Here is a 25,183-nt window from a genome sequence, read left to right as displayed (position 1 = left end):
GGATTAATTCCCAAGGCCCCTAAGAGTTAATCCGGAAAAATAAAAACCATCAGGCAATGTTGCCTGGTACAATAATTTTACCCCAATGAAATTAAAAAACTACCTACTAATTGCTGCATTATTTGTGGCAAATAATTATATTGTATTAAGGCAATCTGCCCTTTCTTTTGCGTCTCTATTTTTCACTCATACGATTAAATCAGAAAGGATTTCATTATTGAATGTGTTCAAAAAGTCTGTTGTTTTAAAAACAGGTTTTGTACTGCTAATGTTTTTGCTGAGTGAGGCATCCTATGCTCAAACCTACAAGACATTTGCTATACGAAAAAAGATAGATATCAGAGGAAGTATGGTTGTGGCGGGAAATAATATTTTGGGCCAAGACAATCTTCCTTTTAACGATAATACAAAATCCAATCAGGATATATCGATGAAGTATATCGATATTGATTCTGATACCAGTACTTTCAGTTCCAGTAGTGCAGACCTTTCAGTTCCTACACAAATAAACGGGACGTTAAGCACCTGTTATAGGGTTTCCTATGCTGCTTTGTATTGGGGAGCAATGCTTCAAAGTGGTAGTAGGACAGACATCAATAAGGTAAAGCTAAAATTGCCGGGGGCTTCCACATATAGCGATATTAATGGGACACTCATTTATGATGCCAACAGTTCTCCCATAATTCCAGATGCGAATAAACCGTATGCCTGTTATGCTGATGTGACCAGTTTATTGAGTGGTTTGTCAAGTGCAGGGGGAACGTATACGGTGGCTAATGTAATTGCCGGTGAGGGTTCTAATGGCTCCACCGGATTATCAGCCGGATGGACTCTTTTTGTGGTTTATGAAGACCCAAGCCTTCACATGAAATCATTTAATGTTTTTGATGGATTTAGCCATATTTATGATTCACATTTTGAAAAAATTCCGGTTACAGGTTTTATAACTCCTCCATCAGGTCCTGTAGATTTACAGTTTGCCTATGCTGCTTTGGATGGAGATAAACCTAAAGGGGGAACAAAACTGGAGTTTGGCACTAAGGAAGTTACGACTCCCTTAAGATCTGCCAATAAGTTTTTTAGCTCTACGATTGAAAATACCAATGGAGTTCAAACGCCAAGAAATCCTTCCGGATCCAATACCTTGGGATATGATACCGGTGTATTGGAAGTGGTAGGAGCAAATCCGGAGTATATAAAAAATAACCAAACATCAACCGATTTTACATTGCAAGTGGCCAGAGGTCAAGCGGATCCGGTATTTCTATTTTTCTCTGCTTATGCTGTAGATATCATTGCGCCAAAAATAGACCTGACTAAACTGGTAAAGAATACTTCGGGAGTTGACATTGGTGGAACCAATGTTACTTTAGGACAGTCTTTAACGTATGAAATTAGTTATCAAAATGTTGGTAATGATAATGTGAATAATTTCACGATAAAAGATGTACTGCCAGAGAATATAGTCTTTAATCCTCTAACCAATATCGATTATACTAATTCAGGAGGAGCAACATTACAATCCTATGATCCAGCTACAAGGACCATTATTTTTACAATCCCAAACAGTTCCGTATTAGTCAATGGAGCCCTTTATACCATACGCTTAAACATACAGGTCGTACCCAATTGTAACATGTTGAGTGATGCTTGTTCGAATGTGATCATGAACCAGGCGTTTGCAACTTATAGCGGTATTATTAATACCAATACATTTGAAGAAGAGGGGAGTTTTGCTTCGACCGCTTGTAAATTAGGTTCGCCTGAATCAACTAATTTTTTAGTAGATATTTCCAATTGTACCTTTGAGAGAACCGAAGTCTTGTGTGGAGCCAGTGTAGTATTATCCGCCTCAGATGGATATGCCAGCTATTCTTGGTCAACAAGTCCAACAGGAATACCGGTTATTGGAACCGCTCAAACCTATACAGCCACTCAAACCGGGGTTTATTATGTAAAAAACACCCCTTCGGGTACCTGTTTGCCAATTAATGAAAAGATTACCGTTGTTCCTTATGGTAATACCATTACGAATCCAGTTATCCCTTTTGCAGATTTATTGCCTATTTGTCCGAACAACGGAAAAGTACTGCCTAATATTTTCCTGTGTGGTGCCAATGCTACCCGTGCAATTACTACTGGGATTAGTGATGCGGCATCGATTGTTTGGCAAAAATTAAACGAGGCAAGCTGTCCAGCCGTTACTGTTGATAATTGTGCGAATGAAAGTTCAGCATGTACCTGGAACCAAGTTGGTACGGGTCCGGATTATACGGCAAATACTGCCGGACAATATAGGGTTACCATAAATTATGTAGGAGGCTGTTACAGTGTTTTTTATTTTAATGTGTATCAAAACCTTTTAAGCCCAACAGTTACCACCAGAGATATTATCTGTAGCACCCTTGGAGAAATAACCGTTGGAGGTGTTCCTGCAGGATATGAATATAGTTTGAATGCTGCCGGTCCTTATCAAACCTCAAACGTGTTTTCTATTGCTACGCCCAATTCCTATACGGTATATATTAAACAAGTTGGGGTAGTTACCAATCCATGTATTTTTACTGTTCCTGATATTCTTATCCGAAATAGAGTTTTTACGGTTTCAAAATTTGTCAGTCAGCCACTTTGTAATGGAGATAAAGGAGCGATAAAATTGGCGGCTAATGACGCACGTCCACAATATTATTTTAGCATTCACCAAGGGGGAACATTGGTCAACAGTGTAGGTCCAATAATGGCTAGTGAATATGAATTTTCGGGTTTAAATCCGGGAATCTATACTGTGAGGGTTCGGACTGAAGATGGTTGTGATTATTCGGAAAATATTGAAATAATAGAACCACCTTTATTAACAGCAACTTCGGCACTGACTAAACCATTGACTTGTACAGATGGGCAAATTACAGTATATCCTGTTGGAGGAACGCCACCATATACGTATTATGTAAATAGCACAACCGATTTCCAAAACACGCCACAAATTACGGTTACAAATCCATTGCCTCCGGGAGGTATTTATACTATAGACATTTTTGACAGTAAAAACTGCAAGACCACAACTACAATTACGGTAGCTGCTATTCCGCCGCCAGTTTATACGGTTAGTCAAACTAATATTCTATGTTACAATGACACTACGGGAGAAATTAAATTTAATGTTACAAATGCCAATGGGTATACTTTAGCCTATAGTATTGATAATGGCGTTACCTATGTGGCAAATCCAACTTTTTCTAACCTTAGTGCAGGAACTTATACGGCGATTCTTAAATATTCATTGTTGGGTGCAGACTGTTTTTCTACAGCTGAAGTTATCACGATAACACAACCAACAACAGCTTTAACGGCTTCTGCGGGAGTTTCTGAATTAGCCGGTTGCGGACCTTTGGGGGAAGGGAAAATAAGAATCACCAACCCACAAGGCGGGACACCTTTTCCAGCACCAAATTATTATTTATATAGTTTTGACAATCAAGCTACTTGGATAACCACTAATGAAGCGTACTTGGCTCCGGGAACGTACACGGTGTATATAAAAGATGCTAATGGTTGTATTTATGCCATGCCAAATATCATCATTGACCCAAAACCGGTTGAACCAACTATTGAGGTTGAAGATGCTGTTTTCAATTGTGATGGTACTGCAACCAGTACCGTGACTGTAACAAATAATGGAGGAGCCAATTATAGTTATCAATATCTGTTGGATGGTACTCTGAATGCGAACATACCGTCAAATGTTTTTACAAATGTGCCTTCTGGAACGCATACAGTAAGTGTTTCCTATACATTATTAAGTGTTCCAACTTATAGTAATTTATTGAAAGAAGATTTTGGATCTGGAGCACCAACTACAACTTCGGGGATTGCTAGTGCTTATTGTTTTAATGATCAACATGTGTTAGCACCTTATGCTTGTGGTACTAGATCAGTCGAAGACAATCAGTATTCTGTAGCCAGCTTTTTTTGGAGATCTGATGACCCAACAAGTAATAATACAGGGGCTTGGTATCACTTTAAAGATCATACAAGTAATGGAACGAATGTAAATGGAAGGTATTTATTGGTTAATATCGGCTCTGCTGCAGGACCTTATGGGGTTCTATACAGTAAACCTATTGTTGATATTATTCCAAATCAAGACGTAAAAGTTGATTTGTATCTTGCTAACTTAATAAGGACTTCTAGAACTGGAGCTAAACCGGATTTCATTATAGAGTTAGTCGATGGTTCAGGAGCAGTAGTAGCTTCACAAGCAACTGGTGAAATTGCTAATAATGAGATTTGGAATCTAAAATCGTTGTCTCTAAATCCGGGTAATAATACTAATTTGACATTTAAAATACGTTCTGGAAGTATACTATATTCCGGGAATGATGCTTTAATTGATGATATCACGGTATATCAATTACCAAAATCATGTATTACTACCAAAGATTTTACTGTAATAATTCCTACTGATGAAGCTTTTACTGCTTCAATCACAGGATTTAAGAATGTAACTTGTGCCGGTGCTAATAATGGAGAAATCACAATCGCTGCCCAAAATTTTGATACTACAAAAGGGTTTCAATATTCTATTAATAATGGCGTGACTTGGTTTACCCAAATGACCTCTCCTTATACAATCACAGGATTAGCAGATGCCACATATAATTTACAAATTCGTTATGATGCTACCTCAACTGGAACGTGTGTAAAACCATTTACACAAATTATAACTGCGCCAACGGCATTAATCACTACAGCAACTGTAACTAAAGTTGCAACCTGTATTTCGGGTGCAACCATTACGGCCAGTTCGACAGGAGGAACTTTAGCATATAGATATGAATTATGGGATGCAACAGGAAGCAATAATGTTCAACCATCTCAGAATACCGGTATTTTTACAAATGTTGCACCGGGAACCTACATTGTTCGTGGGTATGATGCTAATAATTGTACCGATGATGCTGATGCACTTGTTGTTTTGGCTCCGCCAACTTTAACCGCATCACTGGACGCAAGCTCCGATTTATGTTTTGATAGTTTAAATCAGGCTTCATTAGTAGTAAATGCTTTAGGAGGAACTGCACCATATACCTATAGTTTAGATGGTGCTCCGGCTCAAAACAGCAATACATTCAATACTGTAAGTGCAGGGAATCATTCGGTATTGGTAACAGACAGTTTTGGTTGTACTGCGCCGGCTATTACTGTTAGTATTGCACCTCAACTGACTACTGTAGCTACCACTACTAAGACATTAGATTGTACAGGTAATCCAAATGCTGTAATATCAGGAACCATTTCTGGAGGGAATGCTCCATTTGTAATAACGGTACTTTCAGGAACTGGACCAGGAACAATAGCCCAACCAACAGCAACTACTTTTACATACACAACAGCAGTTGCAAGCACGTATCAATTTCAAATACAAGATGCTCAAGGATGTATTACTACTGCTACTGCAACGGTAAATTCTTTAACTCCGATAACAGCGACAACTACAAATAGTAACCCTTCTTGTAATGGTGCATTTGATGGTTCAGTACAAATAGTTCCATCAGGAGGAGTAGGTCCTTATACTTACAGCAGCGATGGAATTACGTATGTTTCGAGTTCATTATTCTCAGGTTTAGGCAACGGAACACATACTTTTTATATCAAAGACAGTAAAGAATGTTTTATTACAAAAACGGTTACTTTAACACAACCTACTGCTTTAGTAACGTCAGCAAGTGCAACCGCATTTAGTTGTAGTGCGACCAATACGAAACAATCAGCAACAATAACCATAGCGGTTCCTACTTCAGGAACAGCTCCATATCAATACAGTTTTAATGGTGGCGGTTATACCAATGTCAATACCTTAACGATAAATGATAACGGAACAGATCAAGTAATTTCGTATTCCGTAAAAGATGCAAAAGGGTGTGTGTACTCAAACACGATTACAGTTTTAAAGTTAAATCCACCAACTGATTTAAGTTTTGCGGCTGCACCAATAACATGTACGGCGCCAACAACGACAGTTAAAGTTACAGCCACAAATGGAGTAGGAATATTGACTTATGCCATTACTTCGCCGGCAGCTTCAGTAGCTTCAAATACTACTGGTGTTTTTGCTGGATTATTGCCGGGAACTTATATTTTTAAAGTTACCGATGCAAATGGATGTTATTTCTCAGAATCTTATGTTGTAAATTCAGTTACGCCAATCACTGTTATTGGAAGTAAATTGAGCGATGTATTGTGTAATGCTGGAAATACAGGATCAGTTCGATATACTGTCTCTGGATTTTCAGGAACGTATAGTTATAGTATTAATGGAGGTTCAACTATTACGGGACAAACGGCAACAACGATTAATTTGACCAATCAATTTGCAGGAACATACGCAATTTTGATAACCGATGAGGTTACGGGTTGTACGGCGAATGCTTCTGTTACAATACTAGAACCGACAGTTCTAACCATACCTTCAACAAGTGCCACTAATGTGCATTGTAACAATGACAATTCACAAATTACGGTAATGGTCTCAGGAGGTACCGCTAATTATTTATACGCAGCGGTAATTGCAGGCTCTACGGCTCCAATAGCTTCAGTGTACAACAGCAGTAATATCATAACTGTTGACACGAACTCAGCGACAAATTTAAGCTGGGATGTTTATGTAAAAGACGCTAAAGGCTGTATCGTAATCACTACAGTAGATGTGATTACAGATGATTTACCAATTGTTACGGCCAGTGTAAACAATCAGTGTACAAGTTCAGGAAGTAATTTTACAATTACTGCTTCGGGCACTGGATTAGCACCTTTAACATATAGTATCAATGGAACTACTTTCCAAACCGGTTCAACTTTTACAGTTACTCCAGGTTCATATACGGTTACTGTTAAAGATAAGAATGGTTGTACCGCTCAAGCAGCTGCACCTACTGTTGTTTATCCGGCTATGATTGTAACGGCTGTTTTAACCAAAGACAACACTTGTTTTCCTGCGCCTACGGATGCTAGTATGACTATTTCGGTAACTGGAGGAGAAGCTCCATTTGGATATCGTGTAAAAGTTGGAGCGGGTTCTTATATTGGTTCGCCAATTCCTTTTGGAGGAACCTCGTTTACATTTAGCACATCAACCGCAAATACATATCAATTTGAAATTACGGATGCTAATGGATGTACCAAAGAAAGTAATGTAATTTCAACAACAGCCATTGTACCTGTAACGGCCTCTTTTGTAAAAGTAGACCCAACATGTAATGGGTTTTCAGATGGTTCTATTCGATTAACAGCCCTAACCGGTGAAGCGCCTTTTACGTATAGTATTGACGGAGGAACTACTTTTGTTGCTACTAATGTATTTGGAGGACTAGCTTCGGGAAGTTATCCTTATGTTGTCAGAGATAAAAAAGGTTGCGATGCGACAGGAACAATTATACTTGATAATCCAGCACCAATTGATGTTTCGATTGCAATAACAGACATACTTTGTAACGCAAATACTCCGGGTAGCTTACTTGCAACAATTAATTCAGGTGGGATCGCTCCATTTACATATACTCTGTATAGTAATACTTTTACACAATTAGCAACATCTGGAACAACAGCAGCGACAAGTTATAATTTCGCCGGATTAACTTTTGGGGATTACTATATTACAATAGTCGATGCTAAAGGATGCGAATATGAAAGCTTAAAACAAAGAATTAAAACACCACCATTTCTTAGCTTGGCTGCGCCTGTAATTGTAGGTAGTGATTGTGTTAATGGTGCCACGGTTCAACTGGAAGTTATTTCTGGAGGAGTTGCTCCTTATAAATTTTCAATTTTTGGACAACCGACAACAACCTCACCAGCCATAAATACTCCTCCGTATCAATGGACGTTTACTAATTTATTACAAGGAACCACTTATTATTTTCAAGTTGAAGATGCTAATCTTTGTACATCAATATTAGAGGTTATTATACCGCCAATATCTACTATTGCAGTAAATATAGATAGCATAAAAAATGTTACTTGTAAAGGTTCCAATAATGGTATTTTAGATTTCACAGTTAGTAGTTTTGATACTTCAGTAACAACTATAAATTACGAAATATTAGACGCATTGACTAATGCTCCGGTTTCCCCAGTTATTAGTGGGGCTATAACAGGAACTGCGGGAGGACCAATATCAGGGACTATTACTTCGTTACCTCCAGGGGATTATTTGTTGAAAGTAACAGAATCCACCGGTACACTTTGTTCTGCAATTATACCATTTAGCATAACTCAGCCTCTTCAAGTACTTGCTTCAAGCATTACGGCTCAAGTAAATGCTAATTGTGATTTGGGTTCTCAAATAACGCTAACTACAACAGGAGGAACCGGGCCTTATGAATATGCTGCTGGTGCGCCTGGATTTACACCAATAGCAGGTGATTTTGGAACAAGTAATGTGTTGACTTTAAATTATGTTGCTCCCGGAAATTGGGATATAGTAGTAAGGGATGCCAATGATTGTAGGGTTACAATTCCTGTAACAATCTCTAAAGATGATGATCCAACCATAAATACACCAGCTGCTATTTGTTATGATGGGAATCCGTTTACAATTACTATTTCAGGAACTGTTGATCTGGATTTAGCCGGTACAGAAATGTATAGCGTAAACGGTAGCGCTTTCCAAGTAAGTCCTAGTTTTACTTTTAATGCATCTGGAACTTATAATTTAGTAATTAAAGATGGAAATGGTTGTACGGCTACAGTACCGTATGAAGTAAAAGACCAATTGGAGTTAAGTGCAACTCTTACCAAAGAATTGGATTGTACAGCAACACCAAATGCACAAATTACTTTGACTACAACAGGTGGATATACAACGCCGTCTGCAAATTATACTTATGAAGTTTCTACAAATGGCGGTGGAACATGGACAGCTATGGCTACCAATGTATATCCTGCAGTAATAGCGGGAACGTATGATTTCAGAGTTACGGATGCGAATAATTCAATAATTTGTCAAACAACTACAACTTTTATTTTAGATCCAATACCAACCACAGTATTTAACACTACAGTAACTAATGTAAGTTGTAACGGTGGGAATGACGGATCGATTACGGTGAATGTAACTTCTGGAGTTGGGCCTTTTGAATACCAATTGGGTGCAGGAATCTTTCAATCTTCGAATTCATTTACAGGTTTAACAGCTGGTACAGCTTATGTTATTACCGTCCGTAACGCTAAGAATTGTACGCTGGCTTCATTGCCAATCACCATTACAGAGCCAGACGATTTAACGGCAACTTCATCCATTACTACAGCATTAGTATGCGGTGCGGGGAATGCAGCACAACCAGCAACAGTGACTGTAAGTGGAATTGATGGTACTGCTCCGTATACTTATAGTTTTGATGGAGGTGCAAATTATACAGCAACACCTACCTATCAATCATATACAGGAATCACATTTGATGTTTATGTAAAAGATGCTAACGGTTGTATTTTTATTTTAGATAATGGTGTTGATATTCCGGCTTTGGATGCTCCAAGAGATTTAAATTTTGCAGCACCTGCTGTTACTTGTTCTGTACTAACAACTACGGTAACAGTAACAGTTCCTGCGGGACAAGGAGGGATAGCACCTTTTACATATAATAACCTAACATCAGGTACATCAAGTGGTACTGGAGTATTTGCGGGACTTTTACCGGGAACCTATTTATTCCAGATAACGGATGCTAATTTCTGTACCTACCAAGAGTCACACACTGTTAATCCGGTAACGAATATCACTGTTTCGGGTCAATTAATTAGTGATGTGACTTGTAATCCGGGAGCCAATGGAGAAGTATTGTTTACAGTAGGAAACTTTGCAGGAATGTACAGTTATTCATTAGACGGAGGAACGACAGTTATTACCGGACAAACAAATCCAACGATAACAGTATCAGGATTAAGTGCTGCAAGTACACAAACGATTATCGTAACTGATGAAACAACAGGATGTACGGCTACAACTTTTATTGATGTTTCGCAACCTGCTCCATTAGCTTTGACAGCAAACCCATTTATTAATGCCAATTGTAATTTTGGCGCTCAAGTAAGTGTGACTGCTTCAGGAGGTGTTGCTCCATACAGTTATTCGTATGTAATAAGCGGAGATCCGGCAGGAACTTATTCTGCTTCGGCTTCAGCTGTTTTAAACCCGGCTACAGCAACATCATGGGATGTGTATGTGAAAGATGCTAATAATTGTGTAATTACAACGCCATTAACAATCGCTATTGCAACTGATCCACTTCCAACAGGAATAACGGTTACTGGTTTAAGTCAATGTCCAAGCGTAACAGGCGATTATACTTTTACCGTAAATGTAGCAACAGGTGTAGGTCCGTATGAATTTAGTATAGGAAGCGGATTCCAAACGAGTCCAACCTTTATCGTAAATATACCAGGAACCTATGATGTAATTGTAAAAGATGCTAATGGCTGTTCGACAACAGCGACAGGTTTAGTTGTTATCTTGCCTGCTTTACAATTACAGGCTACTATTACGGCTTTACCAACTTGTATTGATGGCGATGGAACAGCAACGCTTTTAGCTACTGGAGGTTCGGGTAATTATGAATACAGTATAGACTCAGGAACATATCAAGCTTCCGCAAACTTTACTAACATTTTTGCAGGAACACATACAGTAACCGTTAGAGATATTACAACAAATTGTACCAAGTCTATTTCGGTAATTTTGGCAGCGGCAACTCCAATCACTGGTTTTGCGCTTTCAAAAGTTGATGTGACTTGTAACGGAGGAAACGATGGAAGTATAACTGCTTCTATGACTACTCCTGCGGTAGGAGTAAATGACAATCCAACATACACATATAGTATTGATGGAGGTGCTACCACTCAAACTTCAACTGTTTTTAGTGGTTTGATTGCCGGAACATATACAATTGATGTGACTTCAGGAAGAGGTTGTGAGGCCACTCAAACCATAACTGTTGACGAGCCGGCTATTATAACAGTTCCTGCTCCAACGGTTTCTCAATATGGTTGTAATACAGGCTCAGATGCAACTAATTATGCTACGATTACTGTAACTGGGGTAACTGGAGGTTCTGGGACTTACGCCAATTATGAATTTATAAAAGGCGGAATAGTAGTTCAGTTTGGTGCGAACAATACGTATACCGAATCTGATTTATTGGGCGGTAGTTACACCGTAAATGTTTACGATAATAAAGGTTGTATTGGCACTGCGCCATCTGTAATTACGATTGCGCCATTTATTGCTTTAGACAAAGCGAATGTAGCGGTTAACAATGCAATTACTTGTACCAATTTAGAAGACATTACGGTTACGGTAAGCAGCATCGGAGGAACACCAACGAATCTGCAATATACTGTAGCTGATTCTAATGCGACAACAGGAGTAATTGGAGCTAATTATAATTTCACCAATGCGACTGGAATTTTCACTGGACTAAATATTGGGAATTACCTGATTATAGTTGAAAATTTAGATACAGGATGTAGCATACAAAGTGTGCATTATGTAAATGATCCAAATACTTTCGAACTTACAATAGACACTATTGTTGATGTGACTTGTTTCAATGGAAATAACGGTAGTGTTAATGTCACTTTTGTGGACAGAGTAATTACAGCCACTAATCCGAATCAATCCGGGCCTTTCAATTATACGATAGTTGATGCCCTTGGTAATTCGGTTACTGCAGGGACAGCAGCAACTGCGGGACCAATAACCATTAATACTTTGGCAGCTGGCACATACACTATTACAGCTACATTGACGAATAGTCCGTTTTGTACAGTAAGTAAAAACTTTACCATTATGCAACCTACAGCAGCTTTGGCCATAGCCGAAACCCATACTGCAATAACATGTGTTACAGGTAATAATGATGGAAGTATTTCCGCATCAGCTGTTGGCGGATGGCCGGGAGGTTATCAGTTTGAATTAACAGGACCAATGACTGTAGCGTATTCTTCTCAAAGTAATTTTGCCAATTTAACAGCAGGAACGTATACAGTAAATGTCAGAGATAGTAAAGGATGTGTGGCTACAACAACTGTAACACTTGTGGTTCCAACACCAATTACCGTAACAGCAAGTTCAGATATTACTATACTAAACTGTAAAGGAGATAAAAATGCTACGATTACTGTTGATTTGCCTACAGGCGGTCAAGGATCTAATTATTTATACACCTTGAATACGACATCTGTTACTCCGCCAACGGCATCAGGACCACAAATTTCTCCTGTGTTTAGTGGCTTAGGAGCAGGAACGTACACGATTACGGTAACAGATGGATACAGTTGTTCAGCAACTTCAGCTGCTATTGTTATCACTGAGCCAACAGAGGTGAAATCTAATTTAGTAGTGGCAACAACACAAACGTGTTTAACACAAACAACACTTACCTTGAGTGCAACGGGTGGAACAGGACTTTATACCTATAGCGACTCTGCGGCGTTTACCACAATTTTAGGTTCGTTTGTGTCATCGGTAACCTTTCCGGTGCCAGTAGGAACGTATGTTTATTATGTTAGGGATGCCAATGGTTGTGTTGCTACTGTTTCTAATCAAATCAAGATTGATCCATTGCCAGCATTAATAATCAATTTAGATAAGACAAATGCGGTTATTAATTGTGCAGGAGACAATACGGGTGTTATTGTTGCAACTGCGCAAGGAGGACTTGGAAATTATATCTATACACTACAGGACGCATCTGGAAACACTCTTACTGCTGTTCAAGCCAGTCCAGGTGTTTTCACCCAGCTTTTTGCTGGAAATTATCAAGTAAAAGTAGATAGTGGTGATTGTACAACAACGTCATCTATTATTACGATTACCCAGCCGTTGGCACCATTAGCTGCACCTTTCACAGTTAGTGATGTAACCTGTAATGGAGCAAATAACGGATCAATTGAAATCAATGCTTCTGGAGGAACCGGTATTATCAAATATGCTATATCTCCAAATTTAAACCAGTTTGTTGACGATACTATTTTTGATAAACTGGCGCCAGGTACTTATGATGTAATTGTCCAAGATGTATTAGGATGTTATATAAAAATTAATTTCACTATAAATGAACCAGACCTAATAAGTGTGGTAACCGATCCATCGTCTATAATTCCTGAAGTTTGTGAAGAGGATAAAGACGGAGAATTCAGCATTACAATTTCAGGTGGAACGGCTCCGTATAGTGTAAGCTTAGACAATCCAAGCGGAACTTATACAACGGGTACAGCTACTCAGACCGACTTTGATTTTACAGGATTAACAGGAGGTGCTCATACCGTTTATATTCGTGACAACTTAGGTTGTAATACAGAATGGACTGAAGTGTTGCCGGAATCAATACGAATAAATCCAATTGCTGTCATTGATTACAGTTGTGTAAATAATGCGGCAAGCAATACGGTTACCGTAACGGTAGATGCTAGTATAACAGACCTAACGGATGTAGATTACTCACTGGATGGAGCATCTTATCAAACGAGCAATGTATTTACAAATGTGGCTCCAGGAACAGGTCATTATGTTGATGTAAGACATACAAATGGATGTATAAAAAGAACAGCCAGCTTTGATATTGTACAAGTTGATCCGTTGGCATTAGTTTTAAACGATGGAGGATTAAACGAAATTGTAGCTACGGCAACTGGCGGTGGTGGCGGATATCAGTATACGCTTAACGGGGAATCCTATGGAATCAAGAATACTTTTATCATCTATAAATCGGGAGATTATACCGTTGAGGTAACAGATTCAAATGGTTGTGTGGTTTCAGCTACCCGATATTTTGAGTACATCGATGTCTGTATCCCGAATTACTTTACGCCAAACGGTGACGGAGTAATGGATGGATGGGCTCCCGGATGTACAATCAATTATAAAGACTTGACATTCGATATTTTTGACAGATACGGTCGAAAAATAGCAACCTATCGCCTTGGCCAATATTGGGATGGTAAATACAATGGTAACGAACTTCCTTCCGGAGATTACTGGTATGTTTTAAAATTGAATGATTTGAAAGATGCTCGAGAGTTTGTAGGTCATTTTACCCTTTACAGATAATAAATAAACACTGATGATCAAGTTGTCCCAAATTAAAATGATCCAAATGAAAAAAATAATAGTACTCCTTCTCTTGACTGTAACTTCGGGCTACAGTCAGGAGTTAAATTTGCCTGTTTTTACACAATATTTAGCAGACAATCATTTTGTAATATCACCAACATTCGCAGGTATTGGTGATAACCTGAAAATTAGAGCCAATGGACTTACGCAATGGGTTGGCATAAAAGACGCTCCGGATAATCAGTCCGTTTATGCTGATTTTAGAATTGCGGATCAATCAGGAGTAGGGATATCGTTGTACAATGACAGCAATGGAAACACCAGACAAACTGGACTTAAACTATCCTTTGCACATCACTTAATACTAGATTATTATTCAAAACAATACTTGTCTTTTGGGATGTCATATAACATTAATAACTTTAAAATAGACATTAATAATTTCAATACAACATACGAAGCTCCTGTTCTGGATCCAAGCATCACGGACAACCGATTTGTATCCAATAACAACTTTGATATTGGTGCATTGTACAGAAATAAATCATTTTATTTGAGTCTTAATGCCAGTAATATTTTAAATAAAAATGCCGATAAGTTTTCAGGAGTTGAGCCGGTATTACTAAGAAATTATCAGGTTTACTCCGGATATGTTTTTAAAAGTCCCACGAATAACAGGATTGAATATGAGCCATCCGTTTTCTATCAATATTTTGCCAGTGACCAACGTTCCAGTACGGATGTGAATATAAAATACAGACAATTCAACAAGTATGAGGATTATTATTGGGCTGGAATTTCCTATCGTTTTTTGAATGATCAGTTTTTCAAACCGTTAAATTTAGGGCCAATGGTTGGTTTCAAGAAGTCTAATTTTTATTTTGGATATTCTTATCAACTTACCCTGAATCAGTTGATGGCATACAACTCAGGAACCCATGTTGTTACAATTGGACTTGATTTTCTGGCAGGAATCAGCAACTGTCCTTGTACGCAAAGTCCGGTTCACGATTGATTATTCTTATTTATTTTCTTAGTTTTTGATATAAAAAATTGCATTAACTATTAATTTACAACGATTTCGTTGGTAAAAGCTATATTTTTCTAAGTTTTTCAAATTTAATAATAATTTAAAAGTTCTATATTTGTTATTCTTTCAAAAAAAACAAACTAAAAATATACTTAATGAAAACTTTAAACGATTTTGATTTTGCAACTAAAAAAGCAATAATACGTGTTGATTTTAATGTGCCTTTGGACGAAAACTTCAATGTAACAGATGCAACCCGTATCGAAGCCGCAAAACCTACAATTGATGCTATTCTTGCTCAAGGCGGAAGCGTAATTTTGATGTCACATTTAGGCAGACCAAAAGGTGTTGAAGAAAAATATTCATTGAAACATATCCTGAAAACAACTTCAGAAGTACTTGGAGTACCTGTTCAGTTTGCTTCAAACTGTATTGGTGAGGAAGCTAAAACTGCTGCAGAAAAATTACAAGCTGGAGAAGTTTTATTATTAGAAAATCTACGTTTTCATGACGAGGAAGAAGCTGGTGATGTTGCTTTCGCAAAAGAATTAGCGTCACTTGGTGATATTTATGTAAACGACGCTTTTGGAACTGCACACAGAGCACACGCTTCGACTACAATTATAGCTCAGTTTTTCCCAACAGAGAAATGTTTCGGATTATTATTGGCTAAAGAAATTGAAAGCTTGAACAAAGTTTTGAAAAACAGCGAAAAACCGGTAACAGCAGTTCTTGGTGGATCTAAAGTTTCTTCTAAAATTACGGTTATCGAGAATATTTTGGACAAAGTGGACCACATGATTATTGGTGGTGGAATGACATTTACTTTTGTGAAAGCATTAGGAGGTAAAATTGGAGATTCTATTTGTGAAGATGACAAACAAGAATTGGCATTGGAAATATTAAGATTGGCTAAGGAAAAAGGAGTTCAAATTCACATTCCGGTTGATGTTGTAGCAGCAAATGATTTCTCTAATACTGCCGATACTCAAATAGTTGATGTAAAAGAAATTCCTGATGGATGGCAGGGACTTGATGCAGGACCAAAATCTTTGGAAAACTTCAAAAAAGTAATTATGGATTCTAAAACAATCCTTTGGAACGGACCATTAGGTGTTTTTGAAATGGAAAGTTTTGCTAACGGAACAATAGCTTTAGGGAACTTTATTGCTGAATCTACTGCAAACGGAGCGTTCTCACTTGTAGGTGGAGGAGATTCTGTAGCAGCTGTAAAACAATTTGGTCTGGAAGACAAAATGAGTTATGTGTCAACTGGTGGAGGTGCTATGCTTGAAATGCTTGAAGGTAGAACATTGCCAGGAATAGCAGCTATTCTTGACTAATACAAAGAAATAAAAACCGTTAGAATTGAATGATTTCAAATTGATAAACGGTATCAGAATTCAATGAAAACCTTAGCGGTAAATAATACCGCTAAGGTTTTTTTGCATTAAATTTCAAGAATTGATTTTTTAAAGGGTTTTTTGCCTCTAAAACCGGTCAAAATTCTTTACAAATGAACGAAAGATTGCATTTTTAACAATATTTATAGAATTTTTTAGTTTAAACCTGTTAAGTTTGTAAAAACAAGCTTTGTAATCATTTGAAATATAGGTCTTTGATCGTAAAAATATGAATATAAAAAATACCACCTTATCGTTTTTTCTATTAGCATCCGTGCATTTATTTTCGCAAGAAACAGTTGTAAATAAAGACGTTGTAAAAGTAGAAACAAAATTATCCTATTTAGATTCCATCAAGAAAACCTTCATAAAAGATGACTTAGCATCTTGTGTTGACAGTTTGTGGATGAAAGAATTAACAAACCTAGATTTATACAACAACTTATCCGAGGATATTAAGAACATTAATATTGACCAAATAGTGGATTATGAATTGCCTACAGCCCTTTTGAAAGAAAGATTGGCGGCAATGGATGCCAAATCACCTTTCAATATTGAGTACAATCAAGGTCTGGAAAATATCATTAAATCATTTTTAAAGAACAGAAAGAAATCTTTTGAGCGCTTGATGGGCACATCAGAATATTATTTTCCGCTTTTTGAAGAAGCTTTGGCGAAACAAAATGTTCCTTTGGAGATAAAATATTTGGCGATTGTAGAATCAGCTTTGAATCCAAAAGCAGTTTCTAAAATGGGTGCTACAGGACTTTGGCAGTTTATGTATCAAACCGGAAAACAATATGGGTTGAAAATTGATTCCTATGTTGATGAACGCAGCGATCCCTTGAAAGCCAGTGAAGCCGCGGCGCAATACATGACAAATATGTATAAAATATTTGGCGATTGGGATTTGGTTTTGGCCTCTTATAATTCTGGTCCGGGGAATGTTGCTAAAGCCATTAGACGTTCTGGAGGACAGCAAAACTATTGGAATATCAGAAAAAATCTTCCTAAAGAAACACAAGGATATGTACCTGCTTTTCTTGCTACAATGTACATTTATGAATACCATAAAGAACACGGAATTGTTCCTAACAGAGCCGCAGTAAAGCATTTTGCCACAGATACGATTATGATCAAGAAGCAAATGACGTTCAAGCAAATCTCAGATTTATTAGATGTTCCAGTGGCGCAATTGCAGGTTTTGAATCCGTCATACAAGCTAAATGTGATTCCGTTTTATCATGATCAAAATCATTATTTGAGATTACCACAAGAAAAAATAGCCGTTTTTGCGTCTAATGAAGCTCAGATTTATGCCTACACTCAATATGAATCAGACAAACGTGAAAAGCCATTTCAGATTGAAAAAGCCCTTGCTGTAAAGGATACTGCGAATTACACGATTCAGAAGATTGCACTGCCCAAAACAACCTATTATAAAGTAAGACGCGGAGATAATCTGAGTATGATTGCCAGTAAATATGACGTTGATGTTTCAGACATAAAAAAATGGAATAAACTTAAAAGTAATGCTTTGGCTTATGGAAAAAGTTTAAAAATAGTTATTGGTGCTGATTTGACAACTCTAAAGAAGGAACCTAAAACAGAATTGGTATCATCAGAGAAAATTTCGAGCAATGAAAGAATAGTTGCTTCTGAAATGAAAGCCAATAAGGAAGAAAAAACTAAAAAAACTACCCAACCAGAAACAGTAGTATCGAATGCATCTGCACTTTATGTGGTTCAAAAAGGAGATAATTTAGGAAGTATTGCCAAGAAATATGATGTTACTATTGCCGAAATCCAAGAATGGAATCACCTTTCCAATGATAATGTGCAATTAGGAGCTTCATTGCAGGTTGCAAAAAAAGTGTCAGACAGTAAAGAAGAATTAGTTTCAGGTCCCGAACGAAAAGACATTGAGTATGTTGTTTTGCAAGGAGATAATTTAGGGAATATCGCTAAAAAATTCGGTGCTTCATTAGCAGATTTAAAACAATGGAATAATTTGCAGGATAATACGATTGGCATAGGCGCCACTTTAATTGTAGCCAAAGATGAAATAGTTATCAATACCAATAAAGCAACGGTAAGTTCATTCAAGAAAAAAACGAATATCACTGATTCTTCTAAGAAAGAGGCGATTGATTATTATGTGAAAAAAGGAGATTCCTTGTATAGCATTTCTAAAAAATATCCAGGAGTAACCATTTCTGACTTAAAAAAATGGAACGGTATTCGCAGTGAAGAACTCAAGCCCGGAATGAAGTTAAAAATAAACGGATAATACGATAAACTTCTATAAATTTGGGTTTTATTTTATAATTGAATAGCAATGAATAAAGCCCATTTTTTACTTCTTCTGATTTCTTTGATGTTGTTTTCCTGTAAAAAGGAAAATGAATCTTTGCCACGAAAAACATCGGGTAAAATCAATACTATTTCAGTTATTATTGACGATCAGTTATGGAATGGTGATGTAGGGGACAGCATTCGAAACAAGTTTGCATCTCCGGTAATTGGATTGCCACAGGAAGAACCACTGTTCAACATCAATCAATATCCAGTTAAGCTTTTGGAAGGTTTCATGACGGATACCAGGGCGATTATAGTGGTAAAAAAAGGAGAAGTAAATAAATTTGAGATTGCTAAAGATCAATATGCATCTCCTCAGAATGTATTTCACATCTCCGGCAAAACAAGTGCAGATATTATAGCAGGCATTGAAAAAAATGCGCCCAAAATGATTCAGCTGATCAAGGAGGCAGAAATAGCCGAAAGCCAGAGAATCAATGGTCAATCCCATATTGACCCAAAAGTAATTTCGAATAAATTCCACATCACATTACAGGCTCCTTCCGGTTACGCATACGTGCTTCACAAAAGCAATTTTATGTGGTTAAAAAAGGAAATCATTGGAGGAAACACCAGTCTTTTAATTTATCAGGTTCCTTTAAGCACCATAAAAAAAGAGGCTGATTTAATCACCAGTATTATTAAAATGCGAGATTCAATCGGGAAATTATACATCAGTGGAACTGAGCCCAACACTATTATGATTACTGAAGAGGCTTACGCGCCGTATCTTTCCAAGATAACTCTTGATGATAAGGAAACTTATGAAACTAAGGGAACTTGGGAGTTAAATAATGATTTCATGTCGGGTCCATTTATCAATTATGCCATTGTCGATAAGGAATACAATCGGATTCTGGTTTTAGAAGGTTTTTGTTATGCACCGTCTAAAGAAAAACGCGATCTCATGCATGAATTGGAATCTATCATAAAATCAGTAGATGTATTGAAAAGATAATCTTATTTTCTTTTATTTGTACGATACAAAAAACATAAAAACAGGCACGATGTTACAATGGAAAATTAAGGCGTTTGACGCACTAACGGTTCACGAACTATATGATTTATTACAATTAAGAAGTGAGATCTTTGTAGTGGAGCAAAATTGCGTTTATCTTGATCTTGACGGGAAAGATAAAGTAGCATTACATCTTATTGGCGAATTTGAAGGTAAAATTGTGGCTCATTCCAGATTATTCAAACCCGGAATCAGTTTTGACAATGCTTCTATCGGAAGAGTAACTGTTGATGCTAATTATCGTGACAGAAAATGGGGGCATGACTTAATGCGAGAATCAATTGCAGGTATTGCGCATCATTTTGGCGAAAGCAAAATCACTATAGGAGCGCAGTTGTATCTAAAAAAATTCTACGAAAACCACGGATTTGTGCAAACCAGCGAAATGTATCTGGAAGATGATATTCCGCATATTGAGATGAAAAGAGAATAATTAAATTTTCACAATAAGGAATTCGACTCTTCGGTCTAACGCTTCTCCTAAACCCGTAGGGAATTTGTTTCCACATCCTATATATTTCATTCTAAGGCTGTTTATACCTTTAGACATGAGGTACTTGTATACGCTTTTGGCCCGATTCAAAGAAAGTTTTCTTTCGCGGCTGTCTTTGTCTATGGCGTCATCGTAATAGTTTGGAGTACAACATACGTGTCCTTTAATTTCGAATTGTAAGTTTTTCTGTTTTTGTAAAATTTTTGAAATTTTGTCTAATTCCAATTTAGATTGTGCGGTTAATTTGCTGCTTCCCAAAGGGAATAGAATATTGTCTAAGTAGACTCGGTCACCAACTTTGTGGTTGTCCTGAAAGGAGTTATAAATTCCTTTTCCAAAACTGTTTTTCTTTACAAGGAGTAAATCAACGCGTCTGTTTTTGGAACGGGTTTCATTTAAATTTTCAAAAGCATCAGTTGTTAAAATCACCCGACCTTTCCCTTCGATAATAACAATTTTGTTTTTATTAAAACCATTGGAAGTCAGGATATCTTGAACGGTTTTTACTCTGTTGTCTGATAATTTATAATTGTAATCATTATCGCCTCTATCGTCACAATAGCCATAAATCTGTATGGACTCGACTTTTGTAGTATCGACTCTTTTTATAAAATTGACTATAGTTTGTACTTGGTCGGTATAAAGATTGTATTTATCAAATTCAAAATATACGGTTTCTGAGGTTTTAATTTGAGCGGATAAATAACTATAAGTAAGCAAAAAGAGTAGACTAAATAAGTTCTTCATTATATTTTTAAAATAGTCTTATACTCAGAGTTGTTGTTTAAAATGCTCACTGCTTTCTTAATTTCTGAATTGTTTTTGATGTAATATTGATACAATCCTTCTTGGTATTGATAGCGTTTAATGATTTCATCCAAAATCAGATTTTTAATTTCTTTTTGGTTTTTATCCAATAATGCATTCTCGCTTTTTTGAAGTGCAGTAAGCAATTGTTGGTATTCTGTAAGGATGGATTCCTCTATTTTTTCTTTTTTGGCTACTGCCAAAGTGTTTTTCAAAGCGAGTTCTGTTTCAGTGTCAAAAGAGAATTTTTGCACTTTTAAAAACTGTTTGAAATCCAAGAAATCAGTATCGGTAATGGTAGGAATACGGTTTCCTAAATCGGGATTTTTATAATAATAATTAGTTACGTAATTAAAAATTCCGTCATTTTTTATCAAAGCATCCGTAATTGGACTTGATTTTGCTTCTTCCAGTTCTACATCGGGCTGAATACCGCCACCATCATAAACGGTTCTCCCTTTTCGGGTTTTAAAAGCATTGTAGTTTTTCTCTTCGGTCTTTATGGCTTTCCCATTTGTATCTTTTCGGGTATAATCCAAAGCTTGAATGCATCTTCCTGACGGCGTGTAATAGCGTGAAATGGTTACTTTTAGTTGTGTTCCGAAGGTCAAATCCACCGGTCTTTGAACTAATCCTTTCCCAAAACTACGGCTTCCTACCACCACAGCACGATCCAAATCCTGCAAAGCGCCAGCCACAATTTCTGATGCCGAAGCACTTCTGCCGTTCACAATAATAATCAAAGGAATTTCAGTGTCTACAGGATCTTTGGTTGTTTTATAGGTGCTGTTGTGTTTTTCTATTTTTGATTTTGTAGTAACAATAATCTCGTTTTTTGGAACAAATAAATTACAAATATTCACTGCTTCATTCAAAAGTCCTCCCGGATTATCTCTCAAATCCAATATAATTCGTTCCGCACCGTCTTTTTTTAATTGTTCCAATGCTTCTTTAGTTTCGAATGACGCTTTTTTATTAAAATGTGACAATACAATATATCCGGTTTTGTCGTCTATTTTTGCAAAAAAGGGAACCGATTTGATTTCGACTTCGTCAAGGACAATTTGAGTGGTGCTCATTTTTCCTTGTCGGATGTATTTGATGTCGATTTTTGTATTTTTCGCACCTTTAAAAAGCTGTGAAGCATCTTCTTTGAAATCAGATAATAATACATCACCTATTTGAGTAATTTCGTCACCCGCTTTAAGACCCGCTTTATCCGCAGGGAAGTTTTTATAGGCTTCCTTGACGATTAATTTATCTTCTTTCCGAGTCAATAAAGCACCTATTCCAGTATATTCTCCAGTGTTGTTTATCTTGAATCTCACCACATCTTGTTCGTTGAAATAAACGGTGTAAGGGTCTAAATTAGCTAACATGCCTTTGATGGCTTTATCCATTAAGTCACCAGGATTCGTTTCATCGACATAATTTCGGTTCAATTCCTTGAAAAGGGTCGTGAATATCTCGATTTGCTTGGCGATTTCAAAAAAATCGTCTTTGAAACTAGCACCAATAAACAGAAATGCCGAAGCGACAACGGGGATTATGAATTTTTTTTTGAAGAAGTTCATAGGTTTAATTAACTAAATTTGAGGCCACTAAAATAAGAATAAATCACCAAATAATTATGTAGGACTAAATCTAAACGCAACTTTGTTTAATTAGAACATGTCAAATGTTTAAATTTCAGAAATAGAATCGCTTTCTGACTCTGGTTTTTTAATATTTTGAGCAATAAACTTCTCAAACAATTGAATGGTTTTGGTATTAATTTCCTCGTACGTTAATCGGTCCTTCGTTTGATAAAAAAACATAAATGAATACGGTTGGTCCAGATTATCAATCAATAAGTGTTTGTTCAGGCGATAGGTTTCGCGCAACACACGCTTGAAATAATTGCGGTCTACGGCTTTCTTAAAATTCTTTTTTGAAACTGAAACGCCCATTTTTATTTTTTCTCCCAACACTTCGGGATTGCCAAAAGAACCGGCTTTATACACCAATCGCAACGGATATTTAGATACTGATTTCCCTTCGGTAAACAATAATCCAATGGTTATTTTACTTTTTAGCTTTTCGTTTTTTGGGTAAGTGAAGTTCATTTTAATAGAAAAAAGACATAGATTTTAACGTGCAAAGTTACGATTAAACGTTGAGCCTGTATATTGTTTCGGATTTAAATACCGCTAAAAATATATTTCTTACTTTTGTGGCAAATTTTTAAAGCATGCAAAAACTAATTTCGTATCCCATTTCCGTAATTTATTATTTATGTTTCGGTCTTACATTGGTTATTTTTCATCCAATTCAGTGGGTTTGCTTCAATGTTTTTGGTTATCAAGCCCATAAAAAAAGTGTCGACTATTTGAATTTTTTCTTATTGCGATGCACGAATCTTTTGGGAACAACGTACAAATTTGAAAACATAGAAAGCATTCCAAAAAATGTTCCTCTGATTTTTGTGTCTAATCATCAAAGTATGTACGATATTATTGCTATGATTTGGTTTTTCCGCCGATTTCATTGTAAATTTGTCAGTAAGAAAGAATTAGGAAAAGGCATCCCAAGTGTGTCGTTTAATTTACGTCATGGAGGCTCTGTTCTTATCGATCGTAAAGATCCCAAACAAGCCATTCCAGCAATTAAAGGATTGTCTGAATATATTGAAAAAAACAACCGTTCTGCAGTTATTTTTCCGGAAGGAACACGAAGCAAGACGGGTAAGCCAAAAGAGTTTGCACAAAGCGGGTTGAAAATTTTATGTAAGTATGCGCCTTCGGCATACGTAGTTCCGGTAAGCATAAACAATTCTTGGAAAATAGTTAAATACGGGTTTTTCCCTTTAGGTTTAGGAAATCGCCTTACCTTTGTAGTACATAAACCGTTAGCGGTTAAAGATTATGATTTTGCTGAGTTGATGGAGAAAACAGAAGCAGCAGTTGTTCAAGGAATAAAAATTTAATTTATATATAATGTCAATAAAAAACATTCGATTAGAAGTAATGCAGTTTTTGGAAAAAAACGTAGACAGCTTTGTCGATCAGTATCTAATTCCAGTGGAAAAAATATGGCAACCAACAGATTTTTTGCCTAATTCCCAAAGTGATACTTTTTTTGATGAGGTCAAAGAATTACGTGAAATTGCAAAAGAATTACCTTATGATTTCTGGGTGACTTTAGTAGGTGATACCATTACTGAGGAAGCTTTACCAACTTACGAATCCTGGTTAATGGACGTAGATGGAATTGATAATGTAGAGCGTAACGGTTGGTCTAAATGGATCAGACAATGGACTGGAGAGGAAAATCGTCATGGTGATTTACTGAACAAATATTTGTATTTATCAGGTCGTGTGAACATGCGTGAAGTAGAAATGACTACGCAACACTTGATTAACGACGGTTTTGATATTGGAACCGGAAGAGATCCATACAAAAACTTTGTGTACACCAGTTTTCAAGAATTAGCAACCTATGTTTCTCACAACAGAGTAGCTCAAATGGCTAAGAAATATGGGGACAACAAATTGTCTAAAATGTGTAAAATGATTGCTGGTGACGAGATGCGTCATCATCATGCGTACAGCGAATTTGTAAACCGTATTTTTCAAGTTGATCCAAGTGAAATGATGCTTGCGTTTCAATACATGATGAAAGCAAAAATCGTTATGCCAGCGCATTTCTTGAGAGAATCCGGTGAAAAAATCAGTACTGCATTCGAACAGTTTTCTGATTCGGCACAAAGAATTGGTGTTTACACTGCAGCAGATTATGTAGATATCATGCAAAAATTAATTGACAAATGGGAAATTGACAAAATTTCCGGTTTGACTGATGAAGCAGAAAAAGCCCGTGATTACTTGATGAAATTACCGGCAAGAATGGCAAAAATTTCAGAAAGATTAGTGATTCCACAAGAATCACATATTTTCAAATGGGTGGAGCCAGCTTTAGTAAGATAGAT

Annotated in this window: 11 protein-coding genes; 8 read left to right on the top strand and 3 right to left on the bottom strand. The window is 36.8% G+C overall.

The annotated features are described in order from the left end of the window. The first annotated feature begins 85 nt into the window (after positions 1–85). The 6 genes from CLV00_RS04020 to CLV00_RS03995 all read left to right on the top strand — a co-directional run bounded on the left by CLV00_RS04020 (position 86) and on the right by CLV00_RS03995 (position 20,349). Positions 86–14,104 (top strand): T9SS type B sorting domain-containing protein, encoded by a 14,019-nt coding sequence (locus tag CLV00_RS04020; protein WP_099713923.1) that lies wholly within the window; start codon positions 86–88, stop codon positions 14,102–14,104. A gap of 46 nt (positions 14,105–14,150) precedes the next feature. Next, a complete protein-coding gene (locus tag CLV00_RS04015; RefSeq protein ID WP_099716225.1) occupies positions 14,151–15,122 on the top strand; it encodes a type IX secretion system membrane protein PorP/SprF in 972 nt (323 codons plus the stop codon). A 170-nt stretch (positions 15,123–15,292) separates the two neighbouring features. Next, the gene (pgk, locus tag CLV00_RS04010; RefSeq protein ID WP_099713922.1) at positions 15,293–16,480 is read left to right on the top strand and encodes a phosphoglycerate kinase; all 1,188 of its coding nucleotides are present in this window, start codon (positions 15,293–15,295) and stop codon (positions 16,478–16,480) included. 289 nt (positions 16,481–16,769) lie between these two features. Beyond that, a complete protein-coding gene (locus CLV00_RS04005; protein ID WP_099713921.1) occupies positions 16,770–18,830 on the top strand; it encodes a LysM peptidoglycan-binding domain-containing protein in 2,061 nt (686 codons plus the stop codon). A gap of 48 nt (positions 18,831–18,878) precedes the next feature. Continuing rightward, positions 18,879–19,856 carry a DUF4837 family protein gene (locus CLV00_RS04000; protein ID WP_099713920.1) on the top strand — a complete coding sequence of 326 codons (978 nt, stop codon included), beginning with the start codon at positions 18,879–18,881 and terminating at the stop codon, positions 19,854–19,856. 49 nt (positions 19,857–19,905) lie between these two features. After that, positions 19,906–20,349: a GNAT family N-acetyltransferase gene (locus CLV00_RS03995; protein WP_099713919.1), complete on the top strand. Its 444-nt coding sequence runs from the start codon at positions 19,906–19,908 to the stop codon at positions 20,347–20,349. Here the strand turns inward: CLV00_RS03995 and CLV00_RS03990 are convergent, their stop codons facing one another. From CLV00_RS03990 to CLV00_RS03980, 3 genes are all read right to left on the bottom strand, one after another. Beyond that, positions 20,350–21,156: an OmpA family protein gene (locus tag CLV00_RS03990; RefSeq protein ID WP_099713918.1), complete on the bottom strand. Its 807-nt coding sequence runs from the start codon at positions 21,154–21,156 to the stop codon at positions 20,350–20,352. Then, complete coding sequence (locus CLV00_RS03985) at positions 21,156–22,790, bottom strand: S41 family peptidase (protein WP_099713917.1); 1,635 nt, start codon at positions 22,788–22,790, stop codon at positions 21,156–21,158. Before CLV00_RS03985 ends, CLV00_RS03990 begins: the two co-directional genes overlap by 1 nt. A gap of 108 nt (positions 22,791–22,898) precedes the next feature. Further along, the gene (locus CLV00_RS03980) at positions 22,899–23,321 is read right to left on the bottom strand and encodes a ribonuclease P protein component (RefSeq protein ID WP_099713916.1); all 423 of its coding nucleotides are present in this window, start codon (positions 23,319–23,321) and stop codon (positions 22,899–22,901) included. 125 nt (positions 23,322–23,446) lie between these two features. On the opposite strand from CLV00_RS03980, the gene CLV00_RS03975 reads away from it, so the two are divergent. Both CLV00_RS03975 and CLV00_RS03970 read left to right on the top strand, forming a co-directional pair. Next, entirely contained in the window at positions 23,447–24,181 is a 735-nt protein-coding gene (locus tag CLV00_RS03975; RefSeq protein ID WP_099713915.1) for a 1-acyl-sn-glycerol-3-phosphate acyltransferase, read from the top strand. 10 nt (positions 24,182–24,191) lie between these two features. Continuing rightward, positions 24,192–25,181, top strand: a complete 990-nt coding sequence (locus CLV00_RS03970; RefSeq protein WP_099713914.1) for an acyl-ACP desaturase — start codon at positions 24,192–24,194, stop codon at positions 25,179–25,181. The last annotated feature ends 2 nt before the right edge of the window (positions 25,182–25,183 follow it).

The organism is Flavobacterium sp. 11 (assembly GCF_002754315.1).
Classification (GTDB): Bacteria; Bacteroidota; Bacteroidia; order Flavobacteriales; family Flavobacteriaceae; genus Flavobacterium; species Flavobacterium algoritolerans.
The sequence above is the reverse complement of the archived record's forward strand: the minus strand, read 5'-3'. Positions and strand labels throughout refer to the sequence as shown.

Excerpts from the sequence above, each read along its gene's own strand:
- CLV00_RS04005 (WP_099713921.1), top strand. The coding sequence starts at position 16,770 with ATGAATATAAAAAATACCACCTTATCGTTTTTTCTATTAGCATCCGTG.
- CLV00_RS04015 (WP_099716225.1), top strand. The coding sequence starts at position 14,151 with ATGAAAAAAATAATAGTACTCCTTCTCTTGACTGTAACTTCGGGCTAC.
- CLV00_RS03990 (WP_099713918.1), bottom strand. The coding sequence starts at position 21,156 with ATGAAGAACTTATTTAGTCTACTCTTTTTGCTTACTTATAGTTATTTA.
- CLV00_RS03975 (WP_099713915.1), top strand. The coding sequence starts at position 23,447 with ATGCAAAAACTAATTTCGTATCCCATTTCCGTAATTTATTATTTATGT.
- CLV00_RS03985 (WP_099713917.1), bottom strand. The coding sequence starts at position 22,790 with ATGAACTTCTTCAAAAAAAAATTCATAATCCCCGTTGTCGCTTCGGCA.
- CLV00_RS03970 (WP_099713914.1), top strand. The coding sequence starts at position 24,192 with ATGTCAATAAAAAACATTCGATTAGAAGTAATGCAGTTTTTGGAAAAA.
- CLV00_RS04000 (WP_099713920.1), top strand. The coding sequence starts at position 18,879 with ATGAATAAAGCCCATTTTTTACTTCTTCTGATTTCTTTGATGTTGTTT.
- CLV00_RS03980 (WP_099713916.1), bottom strand. The coding sequence starts at position 23,321 with ATGAACTTCACTTACCCAAAAAACGAAAAGCTAAAAAGTAAAATAACC.
- CLV00_RS04020 (WP_099713923.1), top strand. The coding sequence starts at position 86 with ATGAAATTAAAAAACTACCTACTAATTGCTGCATTATTTGTGGCAAAT.
- pgk (WP_099713922.1), top strand. The coding sequence starts at position 15,293 with ATGAAAACTTTAAACGATTTTGATTTTGCAACTAAAAAAGCAATAATA.
- CLV00_RS03995 (WP_099713919.1), top strand. The coding sequence starts at position 19,906 with ATGTTACAATGGAAAATTAAGGCGTTTGACGCACTAACGGTTCACGAA.